General features: G+C 45.0%; 19 protein-coding genes and 1 pseudogene. 6 read left to right on the forward strand and 14 right to left on the reverse strand.

Annotation, left to right across the window (positions count from 1 at the left end; genetic code table 11):
- Positions 1–256: 256 nt before the first annotated feature.
- Positions 257–1,153, forward strand: a complete 897-nt coding sequence (locus tag CAG57_RS11140) for a TIGR03899 family protein (RefSeq protein ID WP_099610451.1) — start codon at positions 257–259, stop codon at positions 1,151–1,153.
- 47 nt (positions 1,154–1,200) lie between these two features.
- Here CAG57_RS11140 and cysC read toward each other — a convergent pair whose 3' ends face one another.
- From cysC to cobA, 4 genes and pseudogenes are all read right to left on the reverse strand, one after another.
- Positions 1,201–1,812: an adenylyl-sulfate kinase gene (gene cysC / locus CAG57_RS11145; protein WP_161428088.1), complete on the reverse strand. Its 612-nt coding sequence runs from the start codon at positions 1,810–1,812 to the stop codon at positions 1,201–1,203.
- A complete protein-coding gene (gene cysN, locus CAG57_RS11150; protein ID WP_161428089.1) occupies positions 1,809–3,242 on the reverse strand; it encodes a sulfate adenylyltransferase subunit CysN in 1,434 nt (477 codons plus the stop codon). Before cysN ends, cysC begins: the two co-directional genes overlap by 4 nt.
- A 33-nt stretch (positions 3,243–3,275) precedes the next feature.
- Entirely contained in the window at positions 3,276–4,244 is a 969-nt protein-coding gene (gene cysD, locus CAG57_RS11155) for a sulfate adenylyltransferase subunit CysD (protein WP_272924567.1), read from the reverse strand.
- Positions 4,245–4,258: 14 nt separating this feature from the next.
- Positions 4,259–5,056: pseudogene (gene cobA, locus CAG57_RS11160) on the reverse strand (uroporphyrinogen-III C-methyltransferase); the annotation flags it as partial.
- A gap of 360 nt (positions 5,057–5,416) precedes the next feature.
- On the opposite strand from cobA, the gene cpdB reads away from it, so the two are divergent.
- Complete coding sequence (gene cpdB, locus CAG57_RS11165) at positions 5,417–7,378, forward strand: 2',3'-cyclic-nucleotide 2'-phosphodiesterase (protein WP_161428092.1); 1,962 nt, start codon at positions 5,417–5,419, stop codon at positions 7,376–7,378.
- 118 nt (positions 7,379–7,496) lie between these two features.
- A complete protein-coding gene (locus CAG57_RS11170) occupies positions 7,497–8,066 on the forward strand; it encodes a Crp/Fnr family transcriptional regulator (protein ID WP_099610456.1) in 570 nt (189 codons plus the stop codon).
- A gap of 2 nt (positions 8,067–8,068) precedes the next feature.
- On the opposite strand, the gene dbpA is transcribed toward CAG57_RS11170, so the two are convergent.
- Positions 8,069–9,451: an ATP-dependent RNA helicase DbpA gene (gene dbpA, locus CAG57_RS11175; protein WP_161428093.1), complete on the reverse strand. Its 1,383-nt coding sequence runs from the start codon at positions 9,449–9,451 to the stop codon at positions 8,069–8,071.
- A 166-nt stretch (positions 9,452–9,617) separates the two neighbouring features.
- Here dbpA and CAG57_RS11180 point away from each other — a divergent pair, with 166 nt between their 5' ends.
- On the forward strand, positions 9,618–10,070 hold the full coding sequence (locus CAG57_RS11180; RefSeq protein WP_099610457.1) for a GNAT family N-acetyltransferase: 453 nt from the start codon (positions 9,618–9,620) through the stop codon (positions 10,068–10,070).
- The gene (locus CAG57_RS11185; protein ID WP_161428094.1) at positions 10,067–10,972 is read left to right on the forward strand and encodes a DMT family transporter; all 906 of its coding nucleotides are present in this window, start codon (positions 10,067–10,069) and stop codon (positions 10,970–10,972) included. Before CAG57_RS11180 ends, CAG57_RS11185 begins: the two co-directional genes overlap by 4 nt.
- On the opposite strand, the gene CAG57_RS11190 is transcribed toward CAG57_RS11185, so the two are convergent.
- Entirely contained in the window at positions 10,918–11,517 is a 600-nt protein-coding gene (locus CAG57_RS11190) for a LysM-like peptidoglycan-binding domain-containing protein (RefSeq protein WP_161428095.1), read from the reverse strand. The two genes, CAG57_RS11185 and CAG57_RS11190, sit on opposite strands and share 55 nt — an antisense overlap.
- Positions 11,518–11,747: 230 nt before the next feature.
- Here CAG57_RS11190 and CAG57_RS11195 point away from each other — a divergent pair, with 230 nt between their 5' ends.
- Positions 11,748–12,368 (forward strand): FKBP-type peptidyl-prolyl cis-trans isomerase, encoded by a 621-nt coding sequence (locus tag CAG57_RS11195; protein ID WP_161428096.1) that lies wholly within the window; start codon positions 11,748–11,750, stop codon positions 12,366–12,368.
- A 269-nt stretch (positions 12,369–12,637) separates the two neighbouring features.
- Here CAG57_RS11195 and rplQ read toward each other — a convergent pair whose 3' ends face one another.
- From rplQ to rplO, 8 genes are all read right to left on the reverse strand, one after another.
- The gene (gene rplQ / locus CAG57_RS11200) at positions 12,638–13,018 is read right to left on the reverse strand and encodes a 50S ribosomal protein L17 (RefSeq protein WP_005383141.1); all 381 of its coding nucleotides are present in this window, start codon (positions 13,016–13,018) and stop codon (positions 12,638–12,640) included.
- 26 nt (positions 13,019–13,044) lie between these two features.
- Positions 13,045–14,037, reverse strand: coding sequence for a DNA-directed RNA polymerase subunit alpha (locus CAG57_RS11205; protein ID WP_078926675.1), 993 nt, complete (start codon positions 14,035–14,037; stop codon positions 13,045–13,047).
- A gap of 24 nt (positions 14,038–14,061) precedes the next feature.
- Positions 14,062–14,682, reverse strand: coding sequence for a 30S ribosomal protein S4 (rpsD, locus tag CAG57_RS11210; RefSeq protein WP_099610461.1), 621 nt, complete (start codon positions 14,680–14,682; stop codon positions 14,062–14,064).
- 27 nt (positions 14,683–14,709) lie between these two features.
- Positions 14,710–15,099: a 30S ribosomal protein S11 gene (gene rpsK, locus CAG57_RS11215; protein ID WP_001118870.1), complete on the reverse strand. Its 390-nt coding sequence runs from the start codon at positions 15,097–15,099 to the stop codon at positions 14,710–14,712.
- A gap of 19 nt (positions 15,100–15,118) precedes the next feature.
- Positions 15,119–15,475: a 30S ribosomal protein S13 gene (gene rpsM / locus CAG57_RS11220; protein ID WP_099610462.1), complete on the reverse strand. Its 357-nt coding sequence runs from the start codon at positions 15,473–15,475 to the stop codon at positions 15,119–15,121.
- 148 nt (positions 15,476–15,623) lie between these two features.
- Positions 15,624–15,737 (reverse strand): 50S ribosomal protein L36, encoded by a 114-nt coding sequence (gene rpmJ, locus CAG57_RS11225; RefSeq protein ID WP_000868186.1) that lies wholly within the window; start codon positions 15,735–15,737, stop codon positions 15,624–15,626.
- Between the two features lie 38 nt (positions 15,738–15,775).
- Positions 15,776–17,110, reverse strand: a complete 1,335-nt coding sequence (gene secY / locus CAG57_RS11230) for a preprotein translocase subunit SecY (protein WP_099610463.1) — start codon at positions 17,108–17,110, stop codon at positions 15,776–15,778.
- Between the two features lie 20 nt (positions 17,111–17,130).
- Complete coding sequence (rplO, locus tag CAG57_RS11235) at positions 17,131–17,565, reverse strand: 50S ribosomal protein L15 (RefSeq protein ID WP_099610464.1); 435 nt, start codon at positions 17,563–17,565, stop codon at positions 17,131–17,133.

Below are 17,565 nucleotides of genomic sequence, written 5' to 3' on the forward strand. Positions count from 1 at the left end.
TACACAAGATACTTGGCCAGATAACTAAGTAAGCCCAAGTAAACCATGAATAGTAATGTGGCCGATAGGTATTTAAACCAGCGACTTCCTTTATTGCACTTCATCATCACCCCACAAATATGATAACAATTTTAACAAATTATTATCATATTTGATAGGGCAAATTTGTGCGCTATCACCAAGAGTTTCACTAGTCCCCTAGCTCAATCCAAGGTACATTTTATTCTATTGTTTCGATGATGAAATTTGGTACCACATGGCCGAGCTAAAATCCTCTGTCGTGATTGAACACCCAACCACGACCGAATCTCATAAAGAAAAAAAATCCAGCTATCTCAAAGATAGCGCGAGCCGCATTTCTACCATTGCTAAGCAACATGGACTTGATGCGCTATTGCTCTCAGAAAAACCACAAAAAACCGCCTTAGATCGGGCACTAAAACGTGAGCGAGATCGTAAAGAGCAGCGCCAAAAAAATTTAGAGCACATTATTCAACTGGCACATGTGGCATGTCACAACGAAACGGCCGGTGATCCGGATCAAGATTGGTTATATCGCTTCTTCGATATGGCTCAGGACATTCATAACTCCTCCATGCAGCGTCTTTGGGCTCAAGTACTCAAGCGAGAAGTCACAAATCCAGGCTTTACCTCCATGAAAGCATTAACGGTACTGCAGAGTATGACACCAAAAGAAGCGCAAATTTTACAACGCGCAGCCACATTAGCATGTAGCTTTGGTAGTGATACCAGCTTGAAGGTACTGTTTGGATTAAAAATAAATAATGGTCTTTTTAGTTTAGGAAAGCGCAACTCGACCATTACACTAAATATTGGTAGCCACCAATTGCCTTATTCCAGCTTACTGGTGTTAATTGAACTCGGCTTATTGCACGCCACGGAACTAGAGTCCGGAGAAATTGAGCTCGACCCACCGCTTAGCTTCAATTATCAAAATAAGCACTTGACGCTTAATGCCACTTCGAAAGGCGTCCATTTACTGTATTATCGTTTCACTCCAACAGGCAATGAATTGTGTCGACTGCTTGGTAATAAACCCAACATGAGCTATTACGATCAACTGATTGCTCTACTTGGTCAGAAATTTGTTGTCCACAGCGATAGCGCCAATACCATCCATCATACAGTCTAACCATCACAAGCCATAATAGTCGGTTGCTATTGTTGGGCGATCAAGGCTTAGTTCAGATGAATGACACCACGTTGATGCAAATAGTCTAAACAGGTTTCTACTAAGGTCTCAACGCCTGCTTCTCCTGCCGGTAAATCGAGTTCGGCTGCCAAAGGGGCTTCATAAACTGCATCAATACCAGTGAAGTGAGTTATTTGACCCGCACGAGCCTTTTTATATAATCCTTTAGGATCTCGTTGTTCACAGACCGCTAATTGAGTATTAACATACACTTCAAAAAATTCTCCTTCTGGTAATAGCGCTCGCACTAACTGCCGCTCTTCTCGATAAGGTGAAATAAATGCGGTCAATACAATTAATCCCGCATCCGCCATGAGTTTGGCTAACTCACCAATTCGGCGAATATTCTCTCTCCTATCTTGTACAGAAAAGCCTAAATCGCCACACAAACCATGACGCACATTATCGCCATCCAATAAATAGGTGTGGTAGCCTAATTGTGCAAGCCGGTTTTCTAAAGCCCCAGCAATGGTTGATTTGCCTGCACCAGACAGCCCAGTAAACCACAATACTGCAGGACGTTGTTTTTTAAGCTCTGCCCGGTATATTTTATCAACCTCGTGATGATGCCAAACAATATTGTCCTTTATTTGACTCATAAACGCTCCTTCAACATTGAAAGATCACGAGCGTTCCAATGTGGGAAATGTTTACAAATCAGCGTATTGAGTTCTAACTCAAACGCTGAAATAGAATGGCGTTCTGGTAATATGCTAGTTAACGACTCACGAACCAATCCAGCTCCAACCGTGACATTGGTTAAGCGATCAATAATAATAAAGCCACCAGTATCGGCACAATCTAAGTAGTGATCCAACGCGATTGACTGATGAAATGTCCACTCACATCGACCAATACCATTCAGTGGCAATGCTTCACTAGCAAAGGTCGAGAGCTGATTAATATCATATTGATAACGAATCGATTCCACCCGCCCAACCGTTTTTTTACCGGCGATTTTAATATCGTATTCATATCCAACTTGTAACGGTTGCTCTGTCATCCAGACAACATCAGCCAATAAGTGCTGCGTACTCTGTAAAGAGGCATCGGCTAATACCAATAGATCACCACGGCTAATATCAATTTCATCGGCCAAGGTCAGAGTCACAGCCTGACCGGCACTCGCTTCTGGTAAATCACCATCAAACGTCACGATACGAGTCACCGTTGACGTATTACCTGAAGGTAATACTTTGATCGTATCGCCCACTTTCAACGAACCAGAGGCAATGGTGCCAGCAAAGCCACGAAAATCAAGATTAGGTCGATTAACATACTGCACAGGAAAACGAAATTCACCGTTGCCTTTTTCCTGTTTAATATCAACGCGTTCAAGTAGTTCTAGCAAAGATGGGCCTTGATACCAGTCCATGTAGACACTTTTATCCACCACATTATCACCTTCAAGCGCCGAAAGTGGAATGATTTGAATAGTGACATCACCTTGCAGGTGCTTGGAAAACTCAAAGTATTCAGCTCGAATCTCTTCAAAACGCGCTTGGGAGTAATCGACCAAATCCATTTTATTGACCGCAACCACAAAGTGCTTCAATCCCAATAAATTAGAGATGAACGAATGTCGACGCGTTTGATCTAAAACACCTTTACGCGCATCAATCAGGATCACCGCCAGATCACAGGTTGATGCACCCGTCGCCATGTTACGCGTGTACTGCTCATGCCCCGGAGTATCGGCGATAATGAACTTGCGCTTCTGGGTTGAAAAGTAACGATACGCCACATCAATGGTAATCCCCTGCTCGCGCTCGGCCTGCAAACCATCCACCAGCAGCGCTAGGTCTGGTCGCTCGCCCGTCGTCCCAACACGTTGACTGTCGCAATGCACCGCCGCAAGTTGATCTTCATAAATCTGTTTTGAGTCGTGAAGCAGGCGACCAATTAACGTACTTTTTCCGTCATCCACTGAGCCACAAGTGAGGAAGCGAAGTAGCGATTTGTGTTGGTGCTGATTGAGGTACCCTTCAATACCGAGCTCTGCAAGTTGAGCGTGAACTGCACTATTCATTTTCTTTCCTTAGATCAAAGGATCTATTGACCCTTAAAAGTAACCTTGACGTTTTTTCAATTCCATCGATCCAGACTGATCATGGTCGATTGCTCGGCCTTGGCGTTCACTCGATGTCGCCACTAACATCTCTTCGATAATGTCTGGCAACGTTTTGGCGTTCGATTCAATCGCACCGGTGAGTGGGTAACAGCCAAGCGTACGAAATCGTACACTCTTATACTCAACCTTTTCATTCGGTTGCAGCTTCATTCGGTCATCATCGACCATAATCAACATCCCCTCTCGCTCAACCACCGGACGAATATCTGCCAAGTACAATGGTACAATGTCGATCCCTTCTAGATAGATGTATTGCCAAATATCGAGTTCAGTCCAATTGGATAGTGGAAAAACACGAATACTTTCGCCTTTATTGATTTGACCATTGTAAGTTTTCCATAATTCAGGTCGCTGAGTTTTTGGATCCCAAGCGTGGTGCTTATCTCGAAATGAATAGACCCGCTCTTTAGCGCGAGATTTTTCTTCATCACGGCGCGCACCACCAAAGGCGGCATCAAAACCATACTGATCCAGAGCCTGCTTCAATCCTTGGGTTTTCATAACATCAGTATGTTTGGCTGAACCGTGATCAAACGGATTGATCCCCATTGCCATTCCTTGTGGATTTTTGTGCACTAAGAGCTCAAAACCGTATTTCTTTGCCATCGCATCACGAAACGCGATCATATCGCGGAATTTCCAATTGGTATCAACGTGTAACAATGGGAATGGAATCTTTCCCGGATAAAATGCTTTACGCGCCAAATGAAGCATGACCGAAGAGTCTTTACCAATCGAATACATCATCACAGGATTGGCAAATTCCGCAGCCACTTCACGAATGATATGAATACTTTCAGCTTCAAGCTGTTGTAGATGAGTTAAGCGGGGTTGATCCATTGTCCGTGCTTCCTTTTCGCTACCTAATGGCCGGAAAGCCCCATCACTTGGGCTTTTCAATTTAAAGAATAAAATTACGCGTACTGGTATTGCATTGATGAGCAAGTCTCTCGACCAAACCAAGCTAATTTGTCGGCCAAAGCCACCACTTCACCAATCACGATCAGCGACGGTGACTGAGCTTGTGTCGCGAGTTGCGGTAAATCACTCAGTGCACCGCAAAACACTTTTTGTGCTGCCTGTGTACCACGTTCGATAATCGCAATCGGTGTATTAGCACTGCGACCATGTTCAATTAACTGCTGAGTCACGATACTCGACTTCATCAATCCCATATAAATGACCAAAGTTTGTTGGCTGCGCGCTAAGGTTGACCAGTCCATATCATCCACGGCGTCATTTTTAAGATGACCGGTAATAAATACTGCTGATTGCGCGTAGTCTCGGTGAGTCAATGGAATCCCCGCATAAGCCGTTGCGCCTGCTGCCGCAGTAATCCCAGGAATAACCTGAAAGCGGATCCCGGCCTCAACCAAAACTTCTAGCTCTTCGCCTCCTCGTCCGAAAATAAAAGGGTCCCCCCCTTTGATACGGACAACTCGATAACCTGACTGAGCAAAATCGACCAATAGCTGATTGGTTTTTTCTTGTGGCACACTGTGATGACCAGCACGCTTACCAACACAAACCAATATCGCTTCAGCAGGAATTAAGCTCATAATTTCATCGGAAACCAAACAGTCATAAAGAATGACATCCGCTTGCTGGAGGTAATTTAAGGCTTTGACCGTTAATAATTCAGGGTCACCAGGTCCGGCCCCAACTAATGCGACTTCTCCGCTTTGTAATTGACTACGCGAAAGACGAGTAAAAGGATGAACCGATGCCCGTCCTTCTAATGCTACTAATGGGGTTGGGGAGTTGCCCCTTGTGTTAACACGCTTTGAACCCGCCATACTTGTTATCCATAACTCAACCGATGCACTGCATTATGAGCCGTTCTATTTATTACCTGAAATTCTAAAATTTCATTTTTTATACTAAAATATGATAAGAAAAAGACTAACAAGCAAAACCGTCGCTCACTTTGATTATCTGCCAGCAAATCCCTTCCTAACACTTAAGCGGTAATAAATCACACTTTGTGATGCGTTAAGCTTCTTGTTGCATTACTATTTGTTACCTTTGTCGAGAGACATCTTCACTCCCTTCAAATAGATAGGAACCTCATCATGAATTCAGCACTCAAGCCACTCTCAATCGCTCTCTTCGGTGGGCTATTGTGTCTGGCAAGCTCAGCGATAGCCGATACCATTCAATTGAGAATCATAGAAACAACCGATATTCATACTAATTTAATGGATTATGATTACTACAAAGACAAACCATCTCAGCAACTGGGGTTGGCTCGGGCAGCCAGCTTAGTCAAACAAGCGCGAGCTGAAGTGAATAATGCTGTGTTGGTCGATAATGGGGATTTAATCCAAGGTAGTCCAATGGGGGACTACATGGCTGCCAAAGGTATTAGCTCTGGCGAAATTCATCCAGCGTACAAAGCCATGAACCAATTGGGCTATGATGTGGGCAATATTGGTAACCATGAATTTAATTATGGTTTAACGTTTCTCCGCCGAGCCATTGAGGGGGCACAATTTCCTTATGTAAATGCTAACGTGTTTGATCAAGCAACAGGTAAACACTATTTCACGCCTTATCTCATCAAAAATCATACGGTTACAGATAATGATGGCAAACGACATACGATTAAGGTCGGATACATTGGTTTTGTCCCGCCTCAAATCATGATATGGGATAAAAAAAATTTACAAGGCAAGGTGTTCACTAAAGATATCAAACAAACCGCGCAACAGTTAATACCACAAATGAAACAAGAAGGTGCCGATGTCATTATCGCCATCCCTCACTCTGGGGTTTCCGCTGATCCTTATCAAGTTGGTGCTGAAAATTCAGTCTACTATCTCACGCAAATAGAAGATATTGATGCCATTACATTTGGCCATTCACATGCCGTTTTTCCAAGCAAAGACTTTGCTCAATTACCCGGAGCCGATATTGAACAAGGGACAATCAACGGTGTCGCTGCGGTCATGCCTGGACGATGGGGAAGTCATGTGGGAGTTATCGATCTCACATTAGACAATACACAAGAAAAATGGCAAGTCATCCAAAGCCACTCGCAAGCTCGCCCCATTTTTGATAAACAGAGCAAGACATCTCTCGCTAAAGCCGATGCAGGAATTGTGAAAGCACTGGCAACCGATCATCAAGCAACGCGTCAGTTTGTCAACCAACCAATCGGCCAAACTGATGATGTGATGTACAGTTTTTTAGCGCTTGTGCAAGATGATCCGACCGTACAAATCGTAAATTTTGCACAAAAAGATTATGTGGAACGCTTTATTCAAGGCGATCCAACTTTAGATGGTTTGCCCGTTCTTTCGGCAGCAGCCCCCTTTAAAGTTGGTGGCCGTAAAGATGATCCCCAGGGTTTTACTGAAGTCGAAACGGGTCAATTAACATTTCGCAACGCAGCAGACCTCTATCTGTATCCCAATACATTAGCCGCGTTAAAGATGACTGGAGCAGAGGTTAAAGAGTGGTTGGAATGTAGCGCCGGACAATTTAATCAAATTGATATCAATGATACCGCACCTCAATCGCTGATTAACTGGAGTGGCTTTCGTACCTATAATTTCGATGTCATGGAAGGGGTGAATTACCATATTGATGTCACTCAGCCAGCAAAATATGACGGTGATTGTAAAATCATCAATCCCGATGCCGAGCGAATTATTGACCTGACTTACCAAGGACAGCCAATAAATCCACAACAAATATTTTTAGTCGCAACGAATAATTACCGAGCGTACAGCAATAAATTTGCCGGAACGGGTAGCGAGCACATTGCTTTTGATTCTCCCGATGAAAATAGAACGATCGTCGCCAGCTATATTCAAAAAGTCAGCCAAGAACAGGGCAAAGTTCGCCCAAGTGCTGATAACAATTGGTCATTTGCTCCGATCAGCAGCAAAACCAAGCTGGATATTCGCTTTGAAACCTCACCAAGCGATAAAGCCACCCAATTTATTAAAAAATATGGTCAGTATCCGATGACCTATCTCAATACCGATGACATCGGATTTGCTGTTTATCGCATCGACTTACAAAAATAGGCACCGATAACCCAATATTGAAGCGGCAACCAACTCTACTGCGGCTTCAAGTCACTTGGGTTATCACGTAAAGTAGACAGCCACCTAGAGTGGCTGTCTACTTTTCTATGAGGCTTTTATGCAAGCACAGTTTCACGCTTATCTAAAACAGCATGGTTTTTCCGATGCCGAATGCACGCAATTACAAAATGTCGCTCAGCCACTTGAGCTGCCAACACGACATGTGTTAGTCGCACAAGGTGAAACCACTCCCTTTGCCTATTGGGTGCTCGCAGGGCTGTGCCACGCTTGCTATCTCACCGAAGAGGGCAAAAGTTTCAGTAAAGAGTTCTATTGGGAGCAAGACTGGGCGATTGGTTTTGAAAGCTTGCTGCGTGAGCAAGCCTCGCCCTTTATGCTGGAAAGCTTATCACCTGTACAGCTGATGGGCGTACCAATTGATGTATTGCGTGCATGGCGCACCAGCGGTCACCCGCTCTATCAACGTTTACTTGAGACGCAATTGTTGCACAAGGAGCAAAAAGAGCGCTTTATGCTGCTCTATCGCCCAGAACAGCGTTACCAAGTGATGTGCGCTCAGTTTCCAGATTTGATGGCGCGGCTTTGCGATCATCACATCGCCGCGTATTTGGGGATCACGCCAATTAGCCTCAGCCGCATCAAAGCTCGGCTAAGACAGGATGCATGAGATTATTTGAGTAAGCGAGCGCGGAACTGGCGTCCCTTCATCTTACCGTTGACGATCTTATTCAGTGCTTTGGTGGCGATTTTCTTGTGCACGGCTACATAAGCGCGCATCGGGAACAGGTTAATCTTGCCGATATGCTCCGCGGTCAGTTCGCCATCACCGGTCAGCGCGCCAAGAATATCACCGGGACGTACCTTGTCTTTCTTACCACCGTCAATCTGAATGGTGACCATATTCGCCGCGTAAGGACGTACGCCTGCAGCAGATTGCGGCAAGGTTGAAGGTTCAATCGCGATGTCCATGTACTCATCAATTTGCGCCACACGGTAGCTCTCGTTGTCACTAAAGAAGCTAAACGCTAAGCCTTTACTTCCCGCTCGACCAGTACGGCCAATGCGGTGTACATGTACTTCAGGATCGCGAGACAGATCATAGTTAAACACAGCATCAAGGTTATCGACATCCAAACCACGTGCCGCGACATCGGTCGCCACCAGAATTGAGATGCTCTTATTAGCAAACTGCAATAAGGCTTGGTCGCGCTCACGCTGCTCCATATCACCATGCAGTTCAATCACGCTAAAGCCACTTTGATGCAAGGCATCGGCAACATTTTGTACTTCACGTTTGGTATTACAAAACACCACCGAAGAAGTCGGTTGATGGTGTAAGAGCAACGTTTCCAGAGCCTGATCACGCGCAGCACTGCCTTCGACTTTGTAGAAGTATTGACGAATGCTTGAGGTATCGTGGGTCGCCTCAACTTTAATCATCAGCGCATTGCGAGTCACGCTTTGCGCAATCTGCTCAATACTGGCGGGGTAAGTTGCACTAAACAGCAAGGTTTGACGCTCGGCTGGCGCGGCAGCAATAATCGCCTCCAGCGCTTCTTGAAAACCCATTTCTAACATGCGATCCGCTTCATCCAACACCAAGGTATTGAGCTCACTGAGATCGATACGATCTTTGCTCAAGTGATCCAAAATTCGTCCCGGCGTTCCGACCAAAATATGCGCACCATGCTCTAGTGAACCAATTTGTGGGCCCATCGGCATACCGCCACATAGTGTTAACACTTTGATATTATGGATTGAGCGTCCAAGAGTGCGAATATCACTCGCGACTTGATCTGCCAATTCTCGGGTTGGGCACAGTACCAATGCTTGCACTCGAAAGCGCTTAACGTTTAGATTCTGCAACACCCCCAGACCAAACGCAGCGGTTTTTCCTGAACCCGTTTTCCCCTGACCGATCACATCTTGACCGTTGAGAATGGCTGGCAATGATTGAGCCTGAATAGGCGTCATATGAGTAAACCCCATCGTATCGAGGTTAGAAAGCAGTTCTGGCTTTAAATGCAAAACAGCAAAAGATGATGGATTCAAAGGAGTATCCTTAGGTCAGACGAAAAAGCGAGCAACTATTATCATTATTTTAATCGTCAGCACCAGTGAATATTGATTTAATTTTCTAGCAAAACTTAACCTTTGTTAATGATGATGCTCAAGTGCCCTGCTAAAGTGCATGGCAAATCATCTCAAGGAGTAATCTATGGTCACTTGGCAATGGCTTTCTTTTGCAGAACTTAATAATCACCAACTGTATGAACTACTCAAACTGCGGGTTGATGTTTTTGTGGTTGAGCAATCTTGTCCATATCCAGAACTGGATAACAAGGATAGAATTACCGGCGTCAAACATCTACTGGGTTATCGTGACGGACAACTGATCGCTTGTGCGCGCCTGTTACCACCCGGTATTAGTTATCCGAGCGTCAGTATCGGTCGCATAGCCACTCATCCATCTGTGCGCGGTGACGGTCTTGGCCACCTGTTACTCACGCAAGCACTGCAACAATGCCAAGCCTTGTGGCCAGAGCAAGCCATTGAAATCGGCGCGCAGCAATACCTCGCGAAATTTTATTGTCGATATGGATTTGTACCCACATCACAGCCCTACCTCGAAGATGGCATTTTACATATCGATATGAAACGCAGCGAATGAATACATATCGTATAGCACTTTGGTTGTTGATTCTCGGCAATCTAGCGGCATCCCTATCAGATGTCTCCGTTAAAATGCTTCATGGTGATGTCGGGCCATTTCAGTACATGTTTTTACGCCAATTCATTTCTTTTACTGCCATTTTACCACTATGGTGGCGACAACCACGCGCACAACGTGCGCTGCATAATCCTGGCATCACCGCACTACGCGGGCATCTAGTCTTAATGGGGAGTGGTTGCATGTTGATGGCAGTTACCTATTTGCCACTGGCAACGGCCAACGCCGTATTTTACGCTTCGCCCCTATTGATGCTCCCGCTGTCAATTATTCTCCTGAAAGAAAAACCTGGGCTCGGAAAAGTAGTCATGACGGTGTTAGGTTTTATTGGTGTATTAGTTGTCATTCGTCCTAGCCAATTCCATTGGGCAGTAATGTTTGCCCTCGGCACCGCCATAACACTGGCACTGTTTAATATTTTAGCGCGTCAAATTCCAGCCGAACAAACGGTAATTACGACACTCATGTGGACGTCACTTTTTTCGTTACCATGCTCTGGTACATTTGCCTTATGGCAATGGCAACCTATCGATCAGATACAATTGGGTTGGGTGATAAGCAGCGCATTGCTGATATTGACGTACAATGGATTAGCCGTCGCCGCCTACCAGCGCGCACCAGCAAGCCAGATCGCACTAGCAGAGTATTCTGGGTTAATCTTCGTGGCATTAATGGGGGCTTGGTGGTTCAACGAGATGCCTGATACTCTCACCTGGCTAGGCATCACACTGATTATACTGCCACTCTTACCGGTCCGAGTATTGCAACGAGCAAACATAGCAAGAAACTATTTACTGCGCCCAAAATCACCATCGGACAAACGGAAAAACATAACCGACTGATTGTTTTTTTCCACTTGCAGAATATCGAGTTGGCCATCACTGGCAAGTTTAAAGCGGATTAATTGGCCTTGTTGAATCTGACTAAGAGGCTTATCACTGCCTTCAATCTTGACTAATGCATTGAGATCTGATAGCGGTAAATCATTGCTACGAAAAACTTGTGATAATGTATCCCCCCGCTGAACAATATACTCATGCCAAACTTTTTCAGCGGTTGGTACAGATAGCGGTTTATTCTGCTCGCTTAACCCTTGAGTATTCACTGCGACAGGTACCCTGTGATGAGTCGATTTAGGCTGTTCGTTTTGAGCAGGGGATTCTTTTGATGGCCATGGTGCAACCAGTAAAATGACCACCAAAGGAATGAGCACCATTAACGCCCTTTGGTGATAAATAGGTAACTGCAGCCACAAAGCTCGCGAGCGATTAACATTTTTATGCGCGGCGAAACGCTGAAATTTACTTTTCAACTTAATGGATGACCAGTGACGTACCATCAATGCAAAGTAATCCGTTTGCTTTTTCTTCTTATGTCGACGATTCATTTCTATCCGTCCCTCAAATGCTTGGTACAGTATAAAAACTCACGAGCCAAGAGTATAGAGTATGACCTTGCTTCTACCAAAGGTTGACACAATCTTGAAGTTTTTCATCTTATATCCTGCGTTGAGTCACACCTTAACACCTTTCTAATCTGTTTTCCTGGCAAGCATTTCATCCAAACGCTGAAACTGGTATTCTGTCGGCTTTCTTTTTGTGACAAAGAGTGACACTTATGTCTGACGTAAAATTTGAAACAGTAGAGCAAAAAGCCAGCTACGGCATTGGTCTACAAATGGGCCAGCAACTAGCAGGAAGCGGCTTAGAAGGCTTAAATGTAGACGCGATCGCTGCGGGGATTGCTACCGCTTTAGTCGGTGAAATGCCTGCAATTGAAGTGGATGAAATTAACCAAGCTCTACAAACTATTCACATGCGTGCGGAAGAAGCGCGCCAAGAAGCGGCCAAAATTGCCGCTGCAGAAGGGGATAGTTTTTTAAAAGATAATGCGCTACGTCCAGAAGTGACTGTCTTAGAATCTGGCCTACAATATGAAATCATGAATGTAGGTACAGGCGAAATACCAAGTGCTGATAAATCCGTTCGCGTACACTACCATGGTGAACTGACTGATGGTACGGTATTCGATAGTTCAGTTACTCGTGGCCAACCTGCCGAATTCCCAGTAACAGGCGTGATTAAAGGCTGGGTTGAAGCACTGCAACTGATGCCTGTCGGCTCAAAATGGAAATTATATGTTCCGCACGACCTTGCTTATGGCGAGCGTGGTGCTGGTGCAGCAATTCCACCTTTTGCTGCTCTAGTATTTGAAGTTGAGTTACTAGATATTCTGTAATCAAAAGTAATTCATTATTCTAATGTCAGCGGTGCTAATAAGCGCCGCTTTTTTATGCAATTGAGAAAATATCGCTTCCTCTCGATTTAAACACCACCAAGTCATATTAGACAGATCAAGGCTTAATCAAGAAAAAATAGTGAAAGAAAAAGGACTAAAACATATTACGACGTGATCGCAAAGCCAGATATTAAAGTTTCATAATATACGGCTAGCAAATATCAATAAAAAAGCCGAGCGTAATGCTCGGCTTTTTATTCGCGAACTGATTACTCAGCAGCTTCTTCAGCAGCTGGGCGATCAACAAGCTCAATGTAAGCCATTGGAGCTTTATCACCAGCACGGAAGCCAGCTTTTAGGATACGCGTGTAACCACCCTGACGAGCAGCAAAACGTGGACCAAGTTCGTTAAATAATTTTGCAACAACTTCGTTATCACGAGTACGTGCAAATGCTAGACGACGGTTAGCAACACTGTCAGTCTTAGCTAATGTAATCAAAGGCTCAACGACGCGACGCAGCTCTTTCGCTTTTGGCAAAGTAGTCTTGATAACTTCATGACGTACTAAAGAGCTAGCCATGTTGCTGAACATCGCTTTGCGATGACTGCTGTTGCGGTTGAGTTGACGACCACTCTTACGATGGCGCATGACCAAATCCTTCTAACTAATATCGATTAATCTTCAGCGATAGACGCTGGTGGCCAGTTTTCTAGGCGCATGCCCAGAGACAAGCCACGTGATGCAAGCACGTCTTTGATCTCAGTAAGAGATTTCTTACCAAGGTTAGGCGTTTTCAGTAGCTCAACCTCAGTGCGCTGTACTAGATCACCGATGTAGTGAATCGCTTCTGCTTTCAAACAGTTGGCAGAGCGAACTGTTAGTTCAAGATCGTCTACAGGACGCAGTAGGATCGGATCGAATTCAGGCTTCTCTTCCTTCTCCTCAGGAACACGTACATCGCGAAGATCTACGAACGCATCCAACTGTTCAGCAAGAATCGTTGCTGCACGGCGGATAGCTTCCTCAGGTTCTAGAGTACCGTTCGTTTCCATATCGATAACGAGCTTGTCCAAGTCAGTACGTTGCTCAACACGAGCAGCATCAACCGAGTAGGCAATTTTGTCTACTGGGCTAAATGTTGCATCAACAAGCAAACGACCGATAGGACGTTCATCTTCTTCGGTATGAATACGAGCAGAAGCAGGAACATAACCACGACCACGTTCAACTTTAATACGCATAGCGATTTCAGCGTTATCACTGGTTAGGTGACAAATAACGTGTTCAGGGTTTACGATCTCTACATCACCGTCATGGGTGATGTCACCTGCAACCACAGGGCCCGAGCCTGATTTGTTTAATGTAATGAACACTTCATCTTTATTTTCGCCTAAGCGAACTGCCAGCCCTTTCAGGTTAAGGAGTATCTCTAGGATATCTTCCTGAACGCCTTCTTTAGTGCTGTACTCATGAAGTACGCCTTCAATTTCTACCTCTGTTACGGCACAACCCGGCATAGAAGATAGAAGAATTCGGCGAAGTGCATTACCAAGAGTATGGCCGAAACCACGCTCTAATGGCTCAAGAGTTACTTTTGCGTGTGTCGTGCTAATCTGTTCGATATCAACAAGACGTGGCTTAAGAAATTCTGTTACAGAACCCTGCATTGTGTCCTCTCTTTAGTTTAAACCTTACTTAGAGTAAAGCTCGACGATCAATTGTTCGTTGATGTCAGCTGATAGATCAGAACGTTCAGGCAAACGCTTGAATGTACCTTCCATCTGGCTTGCATCTACTTCAATCCAAGTTGGTTTTTCGCGTTGTTCTGCAACTTCAAGAGCTGCTTTAATGCGAGATTGCTTTTTCGCTTTCTCACGGATTGCAACAACGTCGTTAGCCGCAACATTGAAAGAAGGTACGTTTACAACGTTACCGTTTACTAGGATAGCTTTGTGGCTAACTAGCTGACGTGCTTCTGCGCGAGTTGCACCGAAGCCCATACGATAAACGACATTGTCTAGACGACCTTCAAGAAGCTGAAGTAGGTTTTCACCTGTGTTGCCTTTCAGGCGAGCAGCTTCTTTGTAGTAGTTACGGAATTGCTTTTCTAGAACGCCATAGATACGACGAACTTTTTGCTTCTCACGAAGCTGAACGCCATACTCAGATAGACGACCGCGACGAGCGCCGTGTACACCTGGTGCGTTATCGATTTTACACTTGGTATCAATCGCACGAACGCCCGACTTAAGGAACAAGTCAGTACCTTCGCGGCGGCTAAGCTTCAGCTTAGGACCCAAATATCTTGCCATGATCTTTCTCCAATGTTCCCAGAAACGTTAAACGCGACGTTTCTTAGGTGGACGACAACCGTTATGAGGGATTGGTGTCGCATCAACGATGTTTGTGATACGGAAACCAGCAGCGTTCAGTGCGCGAACAGTAGACTCACGACCTGGACCTGGACCCTTAACCATAACCTCAAGGTTCTTTAGGCCATATTCTTTAGCCATTTCAGCACAACGCTCAGCAGCAACCTGTGCAGCGAACGGTGTTGATTTACGAGAACCGCGGAAACCTGAACCACCAGCAGTAGCCCAAGCTAATGCGTTACCTTGACGGTCAGTGATGGTTACGATTGTGTTGTTGAAAGATGCGTGGATATGCGCTACGCCATCAGCAACTTGCTTGCGTACGCGCTTACGAGCGCGTGTTGGTTGTTTAGCCATTGTACTCTACCCTTCCCGACTATTTCTTGATCGGCTTACGCGGACCCTTACGGGTGCGAGCATTGGTTTTAGTACGCTGTCCACGTAGTGGTAGACTGCGACGATGACGAAGACCACGATAACAGCCAAGGTCCATTAGACGCTTAATGTTCATGGAAACTTCACGACGTAGATCACCCTCTACAGTGTATTTAGCTACACCATCACGCAGTTGATCGATCTGCTCTTCAGTTAGTTCACTGATCTTAACACTTTCAGCAATACCCACATCAGCTAGAATAGCTTGAGAGCGGGTTTTACCAATACCGTAAATTGCAGTTAGAGCGATTACAGCATGTTTTTGATCAGGAATGTTAATGCCTGCTATACGGGCCACTATGCACTCCTAGTACTTTCTATAAAGAATTATCCGCAGCAAAGCCCGTCGAGGATACGCTGCGGGATACTACTTCTTTTGCACGCAAAAGGTAGGCCGAGGAATATACTCGACCAACCTTTAATTTTCAAGTAAAAATTTCTGCTTATTAGCCTTGGCGCTGCTTATGCTTTGGCTCACTGCAAATCACGCGAACAACACCGTTACGCTTGATAACTTTACAGTTACGGCAGATTTTTTTAACGGAAGCACGAACTTTCATTGCTAAACTCCGTAAATCTAACTTAAATGGCGGCCATATTAACGGCCATAGCCTTTTAAATTTGCCTTTTTCAACACAGAATCATATTGATTTGACATCAAATGAGTCTGTACCTGTGCCATAAAGTCCATGATCACCACAACGACAATCAGTAATGATGTACCGCCGAAATAGAAACGTACGTTCCATGCGACCATCATGAACTCAGGGATCAGACAGATAAAGGTAATGTACAAAGCACCGGCTAAGGTTAACCGTGTCATTACTTTATCGATGTATTTTGCAGTCTGCTCACCTGGGCGGATACCGGGTACGAATGCACCAGACTTCTTCAGGTTATCTGCTGTTTCACGTGGGTTAAACACCAACGCGGTATAAAAGAAACAGAAGAAAATAATTGCTGCTGCATAAAGCATTACGTACAGGGGCTGGCCTGGACTTAAAGCCAAAGAGACATCAGTTAACCAACCGAATGTCTTACTTTCACCATTTTGACCAAACCACTGTGCCAATGTTCCAGGGAACAAAATAATACTTGATGCAAAAATTGCAGGAATCACACCAGCCATGTTGATTTTCAACGGCAAGTGTGTGCTTTGTGCTGCAAATACCTTACGTCCTTGCTGACGCTTCGCGTAATTAACGACGATACGACGCTGACCACGCTCCATGAAAACAACGAAATAGATAACAGCAAAAGCCAATACTGCAATTAACAGTAGAAGAAGCACATGCAGTTCACCTTGACGCGCTTGCTCTATCGTTTGTCCGATTGCTTTTGGCAAACCAGCAACAATACCTGCAAATATCAAAATGGAAATACCATTCCCAATTCCTCGCTCTGTAATTTGTTCACCTAACCACATTAAGAACATGGTACCGGTTACTAAACTCACGGTCGCAATCAGGGTAAACATGGTTTGGTCGATAACGACCAGATTATTGACCATATTTGGTAAACCTGTTGCAATACCTATTGCTTGGAATGTTGCAAGTACAAGCGTGCCGTAGCGTGTATATTGGCTAATCTTACGACGGCCTGCTTCACCCTCTTTCTTGAGCTCGGCTAACGCTGGATGAACTACAGTCAACAACTGGACAACAATCGAAGCCGAAATATACGGCATGATGCCCAGTGCAAATATAGATGCACGCTCAAGAGCACCACCAGAGAACATGTTAAACATTTCAATGATGGTGCCTTTTTGCTGTTCGAACAAATCGGCAAGTACAGCTGCGTCAATACCAGGGATCGGCACAAAAGAGCCCGCTCGGAATACTAAAAGTGCACCAATTACGAATAATAAGCGCGACTTTAACTCACCTAAGCCGCTCTGAGCACTGCGAAAATCTTGTCCTGGTTTCTTAGCCATCTGTACCTCAATCCTCGAGATTATTCCTCGATTTTACCGCCTGCAGCTTCGATTGCAGCTTTAGCGCCTTTCGTCACGCGTAGACCTTTAACAGTCACTGCTTTGTTGATCTCGCCAGAAAGAACAATTTTTGCAAACTCAATGTTTTTAGTCACAACGTTTGCTGCTTTCAAGCTGTTAAGATCAATAACGTCACCGGTTACTTTCGCTAGCTCAGCTAGACGAACTTCTGCACTCACTAGGCTCTTGCGAGAAGTGAAACCGAATTTTGGTAGACGTTGTTTCAGAGGCATTTGACCGCCTTCAAAACCTGGACGAACGCTGCCGCCAGAACGTGACTTTTGACCTTTGTGGCCACGGCCACCTGTTTTACCAAGGCCAGAACCGATACCACGACCTAAACGCTTCTTAGAAGGCTTAGAACCCGCAGCCGGCGATAGAGTATTCAAAAACAT

Source organism: Vibrio sp. V30_P3S12P165 (genome assembly GCF_009904905.1).
GTDB classification, from domain to species: Bacteria; Pseudomonadota; Gammaproteobacteria; order Enterobacterales; family Vibrionaceae; genus Vibrio; species Vibrio fujianensis.

Coding starts and splice junctions, on each gene's coding strand:
- rpsK (WP_001118870.1), bottom strand. CDS start 15,099: ATGGCTAAACAACCAACACGCGCTCGTAAGCGCGTACGCAAGCAAGTT.
- CAG57_RS11195 (WP_161428096.1), top strand. CDS start 11,748: ATGTCTGACGTAAAATTTGAAACAGTAGAGCAAAAAGCCAGCTACGGC.
- rpsD (WP_099610461.1), bottom strand. CDS start 14,682: ATGGCAAGATATTTGGGTCCTAAGCTGAAGCTTAGCCGCCGCGAAGGT.
- cysN (WP_161428089.1), bottom strand. CDS start 3,242: ATGAATAGTGCAGTTCACGCTCAACTTGCAGAGCTCGGTATTGAAGGG.
- secY (WP_099610463.1), bottom strand. CDS start 17,110: ATGGCTAAGAAACCAGGACAAGATTTTCGCAGTGCTCAGAGCGGCTTA.
- rplQ (WP_005383141.1), bottom strand. CDS start 13,018: ATGCGCCATCGTAAGAGTGGTCGTCAACTCAACCGCAACAGCAGTCAT.
- cpdB (WP_161428092.1), top strand. CDS start 5,417: ATGAATTCAGCACTCAAGCCACTCTCAATCGCTCTCTTCGGTGGGCTA.
- cysC (WP_161428088.1), bottom strand. CDS start 1,812: ATGAGTCAAATAAAGGACAATATTGTTTGGCATCATCACGAGGTTGAT.
- rpmJ (WP_000868186.1), bottom strand. CDS start 15,737: ATGAAAGTTCGTGCTTCCGTTAAAAAAATCTGCCGTAACTGTAAAGTT.
- rplO (WP_099610464.1), bottom strand. CDS start 17,565: ATGTTTTTGAATACTCTATCGCCGGCTGCGGGTTCTAAGCCTTCTAAG.
- CAG57_RS11190 (WP_161428095.1), bottom strand. CDS start 11,517: ATGAATCGTCGACATAAGAAGAAAAAGCAAACGGATTACTTTGCATTG.
- CAG57_RS11140 (WP_099610451.1), top strand. CDS start 257: ATGGCCGAGCTAAAATCCTCTGTCGTGATTGAACACCCAACCACGACC.
- CAG57_RS11205 (WP_078926675.1), bottom strand. CDS start 14,037: ATGCAGGGTTCTGTAACAGAATTTCTTAAGCCACGTCTTGTTGATATC.
- CAG57_RS11185 (WP_161428094.1), top strand. CDS start 10,067: ATGAATACATATCGTATAGCACTTTGGTTGTTGATTCTCGGCAATCTA.
- CAG57_RS11180 (WP_099610457.1), top strand. CDS start 9,618: ATGGTCACTTGGCAATGGCTTTCTTTTGCAGAACTTAATAATCACCAA.
- CAG57_RS11170 (WP_099610456.1), top strand. CDS start 7,497: ATGCAAGCACAGTTTCACGCTTATCTAAAACAGCATGGTTTTTCCGAT.